Consider the following 13,022-nt stretch of genomic DNA (forward strand, 5'->3'; position numbering starts at 1 on the left):
TACCCTAATCAGTCCACAGCCAGTCTGTCGAGATCGTCATAAAGTGATTGGGCATAGACATACAGCTTGTCGAACACCGGCTGCATACGGGCATAAGTATCGGCCCAGATGGGATCGGGCAGAATTTCGCCAGCATATTGGACGAAGGCGGCGGCGGCATCGGCAGCCTGTGCGAAACGGCCGGTCGCTGCAGCAGCCATGGCGGCGCAACCGACGATGCCACACTCGGCTTCCTGCGGTACCAGGATCGGGATGTTATAGGCGCTGGCCTTGATCTTCATCCACAGCTCTGTCTTGACGCCGCCCCCCGACGCGATGACGCGTTCCAGCTTGCGACCCGCTGCCTGCTCCATGATGCGCATCTGCCGTGTGACCGCAAAGGCAACCCCCTCCATCACCGCGCGGTGCAGATGGGACAGGCCATGTTCCGCCGTGATACCGAAGAACTGGGCGCGGGAATTGCGATGCTCGCCGAACCGTTCACCGGTGAGATAGGGCAGGAAGAACAGGCGATCGGCGCCCGCCGGCGCCAAAACCGCCTTGGCCACGATCTCCTCATAGCTGAGCGCCCTTTCATGAAAGGCGCGGCGTGCCCAGCGCATGGAATCGCCACCAGATTCCAGCAGCACGAAGCCACCCCAGCCGCCTTCAACCGTGCCGATATTGGAAATCTCGGCATCGAGCAATGGTGCATCGGCCACCACGGTGATGATGCTGGAGGTGCCGGTGATGTCGGAACAAAGGCCTGCACGGGACACACCGGACCCGAGCAGCGCCACCGGAAAATCACCAGCTCCTACCAGCACCGGAATGCCGGCGAGCAACCCCGTCTCGGCAGCAGCGGCGGCCGTGACATGGCCGACGATATCGGTGGGGTTGCGGATCGGCGCCAGCTTGGCAATGTCGAGGCCGAGGAGATCGCACATATGGGGTGACCAAGCACCGGTCGTGGGGTCCATCAGGAAACTGCAAGCCGCCTCGGTCCGATCCATCGCGATCTCGCTGGTCAGGCGGAAGTTCACATAATCCTTTGGCATCACCACGGAAGCGGCAGCGTTGTAGGCGGCAGGATCCTGGTCGCGCAGCCATTGCAGCTTGAAGCCCGGCCAGGCCGGCGTCGCTGGGTTGGCTGATTTCTTCAGATAGTCCGCTGGGCGATGCGCGGCTTCGAAAGTCTTCACCAGGCCAGCCGTACGCTTGTCGTTCCACAACGGCACCGTCGCTCGCGTCAATCGGCCGTTGGTATCGAGAAGCACGGTGCCATGCATCTGCCCGCAGGCGCAGATGGCGGCGATGCGAGCGCCGGCACCCACCTCCTTCGCCAGGAGTGCGCGGATAGCGGCAACGACGCCCGACCACCAATCATCCGCCCTCTGCTCCGACCAGCCATATTGCGGAACGATCTGGTCATATTCCTGGGCGGCGATTGCCTGGATGCGGCCAGCCAGGTCCACCAGCGCCGCGCGGGCACTGCCGGTGCCGATATCGATCGCGAGATAGAGATCCTTGGACAAGGTAGCTTCCGCAGTTAGAGGCCGAATAGGTAGCATAATTACCTATTTTAGCACGTCAATGAGCAATTTTGGTGCATCGCAGCATGATTTTGGCCAATCCGGTTGATTTCTCTTCTCTCAATATGTAGCATTACTACGTAACTGAGGAGCCTATCATGTCTTTACGCGATCCTTCTCACTGCCAGGTGGATGTCAGCGGCGGCACCATGTCGGGGGCGACGGGGCGCTATCAAAAGCGCCTGGGCGATCTTGCCGGCCTTTATGCCGATACTGCGGCTTTCGCTGCCTTGCTCGCAACGAGCAGCAACCCGGTGGTCTATGAGGTCGCCGATTTTCGCCCCTCCGCCGAGAACGGCGATCTCATCTTCGGTGTCACCCGCATGTCGCCGGGAAAAGTCGGTGACGAGTTCTTCCTCACCCGCGGGCATATCCATGCCAAGGCCGACCGGCCGGAGATCTATTACGGCCAGCAGGGGCGTGGCCTCATGCAACTGGAATCGCCCGACGGCGAAACCCGCGTCGTGGCAATGGGGCCACAGACCATCTGCTATGTGCCACCGTTCTGGATTCATCGTTCAGTCAACACGGGGACGGAAGATCTGGTGATGGTCTTCTCCTATCCCGCCGATGCAGGACAGGATTACGGCATCATCGAACAATCGAACGGCATGCGACACCGCGTCATGAGCGACGGCAAGGATGGCTGGCAGTTGGTCGAGAACGCCGCCTATCGCGGCCGGTCGGACAGTACCATCGCCGGCCTGCTGCAGCAGGGGGCATCGCGGTGACCGCCTATCGACCCGCCACCAGGCCAACCCTCTATTTCATTGGTGTCACCACCACCAAAAGCTCAATCATGCAGGTATTTCCGGCCTGGGCAGAGCATCTTGGCCTCGGGCACGCGGCCATCGTCGGCATCGATTTCCCGCTGCATGCGGACCGGGCCGCCTATCGCGAAGCGGTTTCCTTCATCAAGCAGGATCCCTTGTCGCTGGGCGCACTGGTAACGACGCACAAAATTGACCTTCATGCTGCCTGCCGTGACCTCTTCGATGCCTTCGATCCCTATGCCGAACTGATGGGCGAGACCAGTTGCATCTCGAAACGCGATGGCAAGCTGGTCAGCCATGCCAAGGACCCCATCTCATCCGGCCTGACCCTGAACGGCTTCCTGCCGCCGGATCACTTCAAGAAGACAGGCGCGGAGCTGTTTGTGATCGGTGCCGGCGGATCGGCGATCGCCATCACTTGGTATCTGATGAACCGCAAGCGCGGTGCCAATGTGCCGAGCCGGATCATCATTACCGATCGCGACCAGCATCGCTTGGACGAGATCGCACGCATTCATAAGGAGATCGGTGCTGGCGTGCCTGTCGAATATGTGAAGGTCGCCAACGTAGCTGCCAATGACGTCATCCTCAGCCATCTCAGCCCCCATGCGCTGGTGATCAACGCCACCGGCCTTGGCAAGGATGCGCCAGGGTCGCCGTTGACCGATGCCGCCGTCTTCCCGCGATCAGGGATCGTCTGGGATCTCAATTACCGGGGCGAGCTCGTCTTCCTCGACCAGGCTCGACGGCAAAGCGTGGCGCAAGACCTGCAGATCGAGAATGGCTGGACCTATTTCCTCCACGGCTGGACGCAAATCATCGCCGAAGTATTCCAGATCGAGATCCCCACCTCAGGTCCTGGATTCGAAGATATTTCCCGCATCGCTCGGAACGCGGCGAAAGGATAAGTCACATGACAGGTCGCATTCTCATCACGCCACGCTCATTGACCTCCGGTCCGCATCCGCAGATCGATCGCCTGCGCCACGCCGGTTTTGAGATCGCCACTTGCACGCCCAATACCTTGCCCACGGAAGAAGAGCTCATCTCCCTGCTGCCCGGCTGCACCGGCTGGCTCGCTGGGATCGAGCCGGTCTCGGTGAAGGCGATCAACGCAGCGCGCGATCTTCGGATCATCAGCCGCAACGGCACCGGTGTCGACAATCTGCCGATGGATGTCCTCGTCAAGAAGAACATCAAGGTCGCCATCGCCGGCGGCGCCAATGCAGCGGGTGTCGCCGAACTGGCGATCGCCCTCATCTTTAGCGCGCTCCGGCACATTCCGGCGGCCGATGCGGGTATCAAGGATGGTGCCTGGCCACGGCGGCGTGGGCGAGAATTGCGCGACCGGACAGTGGCCGTCATCGGTTGTGGTGCCATCGGCGGCGAAGTGGCACGCCTGCTCACGGCGCTGGGCGCCAAGGTGCTGGCCTTCGATCCGGCATGTCCCAACATCAATCTTGCCCCGGACAAATTCCCTCCTGAAAAATTCCGGTGGGTCGATCTGCCGACCGCGTTCCGCGAGGCGGATATCGTCACTTTGCATTGCCCCTTGCAGCGCGATGGCCGGCCGATGCTGGATTGGGTCGCCCTCAACAGCCTGCGGCGCGGTGCCATCATCGTCAACACGGCACGCGCTGCCCTGATCGACGAGGCTGCCTTGCTGGCGGCCCTCATCGTCGGCACGATCGATGGCTATGCGACCGACGTGTTCGACCAGGAACCACCCAAGGATCTCACGCTGGCGCGCCATGAACGCGTCATCGCCACCAGCCATATCGGCGGCTTCACCGATGAAAGCGTCGACCGTGCGACGTCGATCGCCGTTGATCATCTGCTGGAAGCGCTGCAACCCGCCACCCGTGCCCATGTCGGCTGAACCTGGGTCGGCGCTCGCGGCGATATCTTTCGACGGCACACTCGCTGCGCGACTGGCGCAAGCGCCGCTGGATCGCCCGTCGCTCTATTGGCTCGGTCAGGCGGGATTCGTACTGGATGCCGGCGGCAAGCGGCTGGTGATCGACCCCTATCTGTCGGATTCCTTGGCCGAGAAGTATCGCGGCCGGCTCTATCCGCATCAGCGCATGATGTCGGCTCCCATCACGACCGACAGTCTGGGTCGGGTCGACCTGGTGCTGAGCACACATCAGCATACCGATCATATGGACCCGGCGACCCTGCAGCCGCTGCTGGCCGCGCGACCCGGCGTGAAATTGGTGGCGCCCTTGGCGGCGGAGGGCGAGGCGTCGAAACGATCCGGCGTCACGCCGGACCGGTTGCTGCTGGTGGATGCCGGCCAGCGCATCCAGCCCTTGCCGGACATCTTTGTGACGGCGACGCGTGCGGCCCATGAAACGCTCGAGCGCGACGAGGCAGGGCATTATCGCTTCCTCGGTTATCTCATCGAGATCGCGGGTCTGCGGATCTGGCACTCCGGCGACACGATCCCGTTCGATGGCATGGTAGCGGAGGTCACGGCCTTGCACCCGGATGTTGTGCTATTGCCGGTCAATGGCCGCAGCGCCGAGCTGCTGGCCAATGGCGTGCCGGGCAATCTCGCCCTCGACGAGGCCATCAGTTTGGCGCGCGCCGTTGGGGCGAAGGCCCTGATCGCCCATCATTTCGGCATGTTCGACTTCAATACCGCCGATCCGGCTATGATCGACGGCCTGGCTGCCCGGACAGCGACACCGCGCCTGTTTCGCGCAGCTCTCAACACGGTCTATCATTGGGGATGAACCAATCGAGAATCGGACCCGAGAATCAGGTCATGAACGCCGAAGCGCCACAGCAGAATATTCTTGAGGTCGTGCGTCTGGCGCGTGAGTCGTTGCGGAAATCCGATCGCAAGGTGGCCGATGTCGTGCTGGCCGATCCGCGCCGGTTCCTCAGTGCCACCGTTGCCGACACGGCCGTCATGGCCGATGTCAGCCAGCCCACGGTCATTCGCTTCTGCACCGCCATCGGCTGCGAAGGCTTCCAGGATTTCAAGCTGCGCCTCGCCAAGAGCCTGGCCCTGGGGACACCCGCCACGCATTCCGTGCTGCTGGACAGCGACGGGCCGGAGACGGTGTTCGACAAGATCTTCGATTACACTATCACCAGCCTGGATTGGGCACGCAATCGCATCGACAAGCGTTCCCTCGCCCGCGCGGTCGATCTGCTGGTTGCGGCCAAAGGCATCGAATTCTTCGGCTTCGGGGCCTCAGGCATTGTGGCGCAGGATGCGCAACAGAAATTCCCCCTGTTTGGTGTCCCTTGCGGGGCACAGATGGATGCGCATCAGCAGATCATGGTGGCCTCGCTGATGGGGCCGGACCATGTCGCCGTGGTCATCTCCAACACCGGCGCCACCACTTCGATCATCGAGATCGCCGATATCGCACGTGCCAATGGTGCCAAAGTGATCGGTCTCATCGGCATGGACTCGCCGCTGACCCAGCATTGCGACGTGCCGATCCTCATTGAGACGCTGGACAATACCAACATCTACACGCCGACCATCTCGCGCATCGCGGCCCTGACCGTGATTGACGTGCTGTCGACGGCGGTGGCACTGCGGCGTGACCCGGCCCAGCAGACCCGTGTCGCTGCCATGAAGCAGCAATTGCGCGACCTTCGCAGTTCCTAGAGAGTCGCGAATTCGGCCAGCAATTCGTCGGTCGAGCGTTGCCGGCAATAGCCCTTGATCGCCTGCTCGGAAAAGACCTGCCGCTCCGGCGTGTAAGTAGCGCAGGCATCGGGCACCAGGGTCACCAGATAGCCAAGATCGCCGGCACCCCGCACCGTGTTCTCAACGCATTGATCGGAGAGCACGCCAAAGACGATGAGATACTCAAAGCCCATGTTGCGGAGGATGTAGTCGAGATTAGTGGTCCCGAACGGACCGGACGCTGTCTTGCGGACGATGATATCGTCTGCTGCAGGCGCCACCTCGTCGATCACCTTGGCATCCCACGACCCGCGCGGATTGTTGATGAAGGAAGCTTTGTGATCGATGCCGCGGTCACGACCATCCAAAGTCAGGCTTTCGATGATGATGTAGATGTTCTCGATCCCGAGCTTGCGGGCCGCCAGCTGCAGGCGCTGCTGGTTGGGAATCGTGACGGCATCCAGCCGGTCGTAGAAATAATGATACTTTTCGGTGCCGGGCGCGCGGTCGCGACGTTTCGTGGCGGCGCAGTCGGCATTCTGCATGTCGACGCTGATGAGCGCGGTCTTGGCCGGCACGATACGCTGCTGGCGGTAGGCAGGACCCAGAATCTCGGGACTGTCGGGAAGAGACGGCTTTGTCATGATGGCAGGCTGTCCTTTGCAAGGCGGTCGATATCGGGCATCAGGCGATGCAACAGATTCGTGAGGCGATCTGCCCAGAGAGAGATCCCGGCCTCCGTCGCCAGCGTATCCTGCCGTACCTCAATGAGGACATGCGGCAAGCCGCGAGTTTCAGCATGGAACGGGATCGTATGGTCGGTCTCATCGACGGCATAAGGCAGATTGTCGCCGACCACAATGTCAGGAATAGAGATGCGCGTCAGGAGCAGCTCGGCCAGGCGGCGGTCATGGCGCGAGGCAAAATCGATATGCCAAGGCCGCACCTCGCCCGGATAGTCAGGCGTGAAGCTATGGATGGAGAGGATCGCCGTCGGCTGGCGTCGTGCCGATCGCCGATCCAAAAGGTCAGTGATGGCGCGGTGGTAAGGATGGAACAGCACATCCTGGCGGTCACGGATCGCGGCAGCAGACAGGTGCCGGTTGGCGGTGATACCGATACCGGCGCTCACCTCCGGTACCGAGCCGGCAGCATCCAGCGGGCGGTTGCAATCGATCACCAGGCGCGAATAGCCGGTCGACGCCAGGGGTGCTGCGAAATTCAGCGCAAGTTTTCGGGCAAGGCCGGCCGCCCCGATATCCCAGCCGATATGCGTCTCGATCGCAGCGCTACCGAGACCCAGATCGCGCAAGCTCCACGGTATGCGGTTGCTGGCATGATCGCACAGGAAAACCAGTGTCGAGCCGCTATCTGCGTTGACGAGGTCATAGGCCGCCGGCTCGTCCGGCGCCAGCAAGGCCGTGGGCTGTGTGTTGATCATGCTGAGGCGCCATCTTTTGCGTACCGTGCAATATAGCAGATAATTCTTTCTTGCTGTCAATCGGCGTTTCTGTAGTATCTGCTACACAGTCGCGCGGGAGGCGAAGACGTCCAAAGCAGCCGCACATCCGGTCACCAAGCATCCGGGCACGATCGAACAGCGTGTGCGTGCCTTGCTGCCGCAATTGACGCCAGCGGAGAAACGCGTGGCGCGCGCGTTGCTGGCGGCCTATCCGATCGCGGCTTTGGGCACAATCGCCGAGCTGACCACGCGCGCCAATGCCAGCGCTCCTACCATCCTGCGCCTCACGGCCAAGCTCGGCTGCGACGGCTATTCGCACTTTCAGCGCCAGGTGCGCGAGGAGGTGCAGGAGAAGATGCATTCGCCGCTGTCGCTCATGGACAGCGCGCCGCGCATGCCCACCGCCAAGCGCGGCTTCTTCGGTACCTTTGTCGAAGACGTGACAGCGGCCCTTCACCGCACCCAGCGCCTGCTCGACAATGACGTGCTCGAAGAAGCCATCGCGACCTTGGCCGATCCGGCCAAGCGGATTTACGCGCTAGGCGGCCGCAGCACCCATGTGCTGGCAAAGCATTTGGTGTTTCATCTCCATCAGTTGCGCCCGGGCGTACAAGAGATCGCCGGCGGGTCGGTGCCGATCTATCATCAATCCGCCGATATGAACCGCACCGCGGTGATCGTCGTCTTCGACTTTCGCCGCTATGAGCGCCAGACCATCGACTTCTGCCAGCAGGCAGTGAAACGCGGCGCCCGGATCATCCTGGTGACCGACCCATTCCTGTCGCCGATCGCGGAAATCGCCCATTGGGTGCTGCCAGTTGAAGTCGAGGTACCTTCGCCCTTCGACAGCGCCATGGCCGCCGTGGCGGTGGTGGAAGTCATGATGGCCGGAACCCTCGCGCGCCTCGGCACCGCCGCCCGCACGCGCATGGCGCGGGTGGAAGAAGGTGCGGGCTTTGATAAGGTCATCGGCGGCACCGAGATGCGCGAGCTGCAAAAATCTTCGGAACGGAGAAAATCACGGTGAGCAAACCATCCGACCTTGCGATCTTCCTCACCAACGACCTCACAGGCATCAGCCGCGGCCGCGCCTTTCCGGCGGCGGATCTCGCTGAGCGCCGGCATGCCGGTGTCGGCTGGGTCCCGGCCAATGTGGCGCTGACACCGTTTGGCGCCATCGGCGCCAATCCGTTCGGGCCGCTCGGCGATCTGCGGCTGCAGCCGGATGAGGGCAGCGCCGGCTTTCGCCTCACCGGTCTCGGCGACGAACCGGACCTGCAGGCCTTTCTGTGCGATATCGTCGAAACCGACGGCACGCCCTGGGGTGGTTGCGGGCGTGGCTTTGCCAAGAAGGCGCTTGCGGACCTCGGCCGCGAATTCGGCCTCACCGTCAAGGCGTCGTTCGAGCATGAATTCTTCCTGCTGGGCGATGACCGGCTGGGGAATGCCGCCTTCACCTTGCAGGATTTCCGCAGCCAGCAGGGTTTTCTGGGCGCGCTGATCGCCGCCCTTACCACCGCTGGCGTCGATCCGGAAATGATCCTGCGTGAGTATGGGCCGAAGCAGTTCGAGGTCACCATGAAGCCAGCGCGCGGGCTGCTGGCGGCCGATCGCGCCGTTATTCTGCGCGACATCACCCGCGACATCGCCCGTCAGTTCAAGCTGCAGGCCTGTTTTGCACCGATCATCGACCCGATGTCGGTCGGCAGCGGCGTCCATGTGCATTTCAGCCTCGAGATGCTGGACGGCAAGCCCGTGACACATGATCCGGCACAGCCAGGTGGCATCAGCAGTCAAGCCGGTAGTTTCGTCGCAGGCATCCTCAGGCATATGCCAGCCTTGTGCGCCCTCACCGCCCCCAGCGCCATCTCCTACCTGCGCCTCACGCCCCATCGCTGGAGCGCCGGCTATAATTGCTTCGGTTATCGCAATCGCGAGGCGGGGGTGCGTATCTGCCCGGTCGATGACACGCCAGGGCATGATATCTCGAAGCAGGTGCATCTCGAATTCCGTGCCAGCGACGCAACCGCCAGTCCTTATATGGTGCTGGGTGCCTTGCTGCGCGCCGGCATCGAGGGACTGCACGGGAAGTTGCCGGCGCCGCCCTTGGTTGCGGGCGATCCCGCGGACCTCACATCAGCGCAATTGGCCGCCATGAATGTCCGACGCTTGCCGGATTCCTTGCCCGCCGCCTTGCATGAGTTGGATAGCGACGCGACCGTATCGTCCTGGCTGCCCAAGCCGCTCACCGATGGGTATCGCGCCTTGAAGACAGCGGAGATCGAGAGGACCGCCGACCTCGACGCCGCCCAGCAATGCGCCCTCTATGCCAAATATTATTGATCACGCACCCCAGCCAGATTGAAAGAGACCATGTCCGTCCTCACCGTTCTGCCACCGACCTTCGCCCTGGCGAAAGTGGAAGCCATCGTCCGTGACCTCTATGGGATCGGCGGGAAGTTCACACCACTCGACAGCGAGCGCGACCAGAATTTCCGCCTGCTGGAGCCCAGCGGTCAAGGCTGGGTGGTGAAAATCGCCAACCAGGCTGAAGACCTGGAAGCCCTGGAGTTCCAGGCGGGCTTGCTGCGCCATGTGGCGGAGATCGATCCTGCTTTGCCCCTGCCGCATCTGAAGACCACGCTGTCGGGCGACATCCTCGGCCAGTGCAAGGCCGTGGATGGCAGCGTCCATTTCGTGCGTGTCGTCAACTATCTGCCTGGCAAGCCTTTCGCCAAGGGTCAGAAATCGCCAGCCTTGATGGCGAATTTCGGCGCGGTACTGGGACGCCTTACGCTGGCGCTGCAGGGCTTCGGCCATGCCGGCGCCGTCCGCGTCTTCGATTGGGACTTGGTGCGCGCCGGCAAGTCACGTGCGCGGCTGGCCTTCATCGACGATCCGGTGCAACGCGAGATCCTGGAATATTTCCTGGGCCGTTTCGACAGGATCGTGGCGCCCGCCCTTAAGCGCTGCCGGGCGCAGGTCATTCACGGCGATGCCAACGACTATAACGTGCTGGTAGACGAAGCGACGGGCGAAAGCATTGCCGGCCTCATCGATTTCGGGGACGCGATCCAATCACCCTTGATCAATGAACTTGCCGTCGCTGCCGCCTACGCGATCATGGACCGCGCGGCACCGATTGACGATGCCGGCGCCATGGCAGCTGCATTCCACAAGATCAATCCGCTGCTGCCTCATGAGATCGACCTTCTCTATGATCTCATCGCTTTGCGTCTCGTGATCAGCGTCACCATCTCCGCCTCGCGCCGCGATCGCAGCAAGGACAATGCTTACCTGAGCATCAGCGAGGCGCCGGCCTGGAATCTGCTGAAGCGCCTGCGCGCCATGGACCCAATGATCGCTGCCGGCGTCCTGCGTCAAGCCTGTGGCTTTGAAGCAGCGCCCGGCGCCCGCGCGCTCATAGCCTGGGTTGACGACAATCACCACACATTTGCACCTGTCCTCGACCGTGCGCCAGCCTTGCAAGCCAAGGCCCTGGTGCCCTTCGGCGACAAGCAACATCAGATCGCGATCGCCTCTGCCGCCCGCAGGCCGGACGAAGCCGAAAAATTATGGCTGGAGATGGCGGCCCGAGAAGGTGTCGAGCTTGGCATCGGACCCTGGGGCGAAGACCGGCCGGTCTATACCGCCGATGCCTTCGCCTCGACCCTCGTCACCGGCCAGCGTCGCTCTTTGCATCTCGGTCTCGATCTCTTCCTGGATGCGGGATCGAACGTGCGCACGCCGATACCGGGTCGTGTCATCGAAATCTACATGTCCGATCTGCCGCTCGATTACGGCCATGCGATCCTGCTGGAGCATCGACCCACCCCCGATCTCACCTTTTACAGCCTATGGGGTCATCTCAGTGCCGGTACCGCCAAGGCGCGCCGGTTGGGCGAGGAGCTGAAGGCCGGCGATATCGTCGGCCAACTCGGTGGCAATAAGGAGAATGGGGGCTGGCAGCCGCATGTACATCTGCAGCTCCTCACCTATCGCCCTGCGGGCGCCGCCGATGTGATCGGTGCCGGCGAGCCAGACTATCGCGCCGTCTGGGCCGAACTGTTCCCGGATGCTGCCCGCTTTGCCAATGTGCCACCGGAAACCTTCGCCCAGGCGGGCCGTCCCAAGGACGCGCTGCTGAAAATCCGCCAGGAAAAGCTCATCCGCAACCTCTCCATTTCCTACAAGACACCGATGAAGATGGTGCGGGGCGAAGGCGTCTTTCTCTATGACGATCGCGGCCGTGCCTATCTCGATTGCTACAATAATGTGGCGCATCTGGGTCACGCCAATCCGGAGATCGTGGCGGTGCTGGCGCGCCAGGCCGGCATCCTCAACACCAACACCCGCTATCTCCATGACAATATCATCGCCTATGCCGAGAGGCTGACCGGCACATTGCCGAAGAACCTCACAGTCGCGGCGTTTGTATGCAGCGGCAGTGAGGCCAATGACCTCGCCCTGCGCATGGCGCGCAATCACACGAATGCCCAGGGCGTCGTGGCGCTGGATTGGGCCTATCACGGCCACGCCACCTCCCTGATCGAGGTCAGCCCCTATAAATACAAGCGCAAGGGCGGCAAGGGTCGCCCGGCCACGACCGGCGAAGCCATGCTGCCGGACGCTTACCGCGCACCAGCCGATTGGCCCAAGGCCGAGATTGCCCAGCGCTATGCTGCCTCTGTCACCGCGGCGGTCGCACAGCTGGCAGCCGGTGGCCACAAAGCGGCGGCCTTCATCGCCGAATCGCTGCCGAGTTCCGCAGGACAGATCGTGCTGCCCGAAGGCTATCTGCCGGCCGCCTATGCAGCGGCACGCGCGGCCGGTGCGGTGGTGATCGCCGATGAGGTGCAGATCGGTTTCGGCCGTATCGGGTCCCATATGTGGGCATTCGAGGCGGAGGGGGCCACGCCCGATATCGTCACCATGGGCAAGCCGATCGGCAACGCCCACCCGATGGCGGCCCTGGTCACGACCCGCGAGATCGCCGACAGCTTTTACAACGGCATGGAATATTTCAACACGTTCGGCGGCAACCCGGTTTCCTGTGCCGTCGGCCTCAAAGTGCTGGAAATCCTGGAACGCGATCAGTTGCGGGCCAATGCTCAGCGGCTTGGCAACGCGCTCCTCGCTGGCATGAAAAAGTTGATGGAAAAGCATCCGCGCATCGGCGACGTGCGTGGCCGCGGCCTGATGCTGGGGATTGAACTGGTCGAGGATCGGCAGAGCAAGGTGCCGGCCACCGCCTATGCCGGACGCATCGTCGAGAAATGCCGGCAACTCGGCGTGCTGCTCGGCACGGACGGCCCCCACGACAATGTCATCAAGATGCGCCCCGCGATGGTGTTCACCGATGCCCATGCCGATCTGCTGATGCAGATCCTGGAGACAGCGTTTGCGGAGGTCGAATGAACGATACCCCCCCGACCCTCCCCCTCAAGAGGGGAGGGAGCTTCTATCGAGTTGATCGGAAACTCGCTCTAGTCCTCTCCCCCGCCTGCCGACGCATGTCGGCATTCGCCGACGGTGAGGGGGAGAGTTAGAGAGGGGGGCAACTG

General features: G+C 62.5%; 11 protein-coding genes. 8 read left to right on the forward strand and 3 right to left on the reverse strand.

Going from position 1 to position 13,022, the window contains the following annotated elements:
- Positions 1-8: 8 nt before the first annotated feature.
- Entirely contained in the window at positions 9-1,514 is a 1,506-nt protein-coding gene (locus AC1DWZ_RS16550; RefSeq protein WP_477170021.1) for a xylulokinase, read from the reverse strand.
- A 155-nt stretch (positions 1,515-1,669) separates the two neighbouring features.
- On the opposite strand from AC1DWZ_RS16550, the gene AC1DWZ_RS16555 reads away from it, so the two are divergent.
- Genes AC1DWZ_RS16555 through AC1DWZ_RS16575 form a run of 5 tightly spaced genes read left to right on the forward strand, consistent with a single transcriptional unit; the run spans position 1,670 to position 5,975 of the window.
- Complete coding sequence (locus tag AC1DWZ_RS16555) at positions 1,670-2,302, forward strand: glucose-6-phosphate isomerase (RefSeq protein WP_477170022.1); 633 nt, start codon at positions 1,670-1,672, stop codon at positions 2,300-2,302.
- Entirely contained in the window at positions 2,299-3,252 is a 954-nt protein-coding gene (locus AC1DWZ_RS16560) for a shikimate dehydrogenase family protein (protein ID WP_477170023.1), read from the forward strand. The genes AC1DWZ_RS16555 and AC1DWZ_RS16560 overlap by 4 nt, the downstream gene beginning before the upstream one ends.
- A gap of 5 nt (positions 3,253-3,257) precedes the next feature.
- Positions 3,258-4,223 (forward strand): NAD(P)-dependent oxidoreductase, encoded by a 966-nt coding sequence (locus AC1DWZ_RS16565; RefSeq protein ID WP_477170024.1) that lies wholly within the window; start codon positions 3,258-3,260, stop codon positions 4,221-4,223.
- Positions 4,213-5,082 carry an MBL fold metallo-hydrolase gene (locus AC1DWZ_RS16570; RefSeq protein ID WP_477170025.1) on the forward strand — a complete coding sequence of 290 codons (870 nt, stop codon included), beginning with the start codon at positions 4,213-4,215 and terminating at the stop codon, positions 5,080-5,082. The genes AC1DWZ_RS16565 and AC1DWZ_RS16570 overlap by 11 nt, the downstream gene beginning before the upstream one ends.
- Positions 5,083-5,114: 32 nt before the next feature.
- Positions 5,115-5,975, forward strand: a complete 861-nt coding sequence (locus AC1DWZ_RS16575) for an SIS domain-containing protein (RefSeq protein WP_477170026.1) — start codon at positions 5,115-5,117, stop codon at positions 5,973-5,975.
- Here the strand turns inward: AC1DWZ_RS16575 and AC1DWZ_RS16580 are convergent.
- Both AC1DWZ_RS16580 and AC1DWZ_RS16585 read right to left on the reverse strand, forming a co-directional pair.
- Entirely contained in the window at positions 5,972-6,640 is a 669-nt protein-coding gene (locus AC1DWZ_RS16580) for a cysteine hydrolase family protein (protein WP_477170027.1), read from the reverse strand. The genes AC1DWZ_RS16575 and AC1DWZ_RS16580 overlap by 4 nt on opposite strands.
- Complete coding sequence (locus tag AC1DWZ_RS16585) at positions 6,637-7,437, reverse strand: N-formylglutamate amidohydrolase (RefSeq protein ID WP_477170028.1); 801 nt, start codon at positions 7,435-7,437, stop codon at positions 6,637-6,639. The genes AC1DWZ_RS16580 and AC1DWZ_RS16585 overlap by 4 nt, the downstream gene beginning before the upstream one ends.
- Positions 7,438-7,600: 163 nt before the next feature.
- On the opposite strand from AC1DWZ_RS16585, the gene AC1DWZ_RS16590 reads away from it, so the two are divergent.
- From AC1DWZ_RS16590 to AC1DWZ_RS16600, 3 genes are read left to right on the forward strand one after another with little or no spacing between them, the layout of a single operon-like run.
- Positions 7,601-8,485: a MurR/RpiR family transcriptional regulator gene (locus AC1DWZ_RS16590; RefSeq protein ID WP_477170029.1), complete on the forward strand. Its 885-nt coding sequence runs from the start codon at positions 7,601-7,603 to the stop codon at positions 8,483-8,485.
- Entirely contained in the window at positions 8,482-9,801 is a 1,320-nt protein-coding gene (locus AC1DWZ_RS16595; protein ID WP_477170030.1) for a glutamine synthetase family protein, read from the forward strand. Before AC1DWZ_RS16590 ends, AC1DWZ_RS16595 begins: the two co-directional genes overlap by 4 nt.
- A 30-nt stretch (positions 9,802-9,831) precedes the next feature.
- Positions 9,832-12,876 carry an aminotransferase class III-fold pyridoxal phosphate-dependent enzyme gene (locus tag AC1DWZ_RS16600; RefSeq protein WP_477170031.1) on the forward strand — a complete coding sequence of 1,015 codons (3,045 nt, stop codon included), beginning with the start codon at positions 9,832-9,834 and terminating at the stop codon, positions 12,874-12,876.
- Positions 12,877-13,022 lie beyond the last annotated feature (146 nt).

This window comes from Dongia sp. P2_B8, assembly GCF_056404715.1.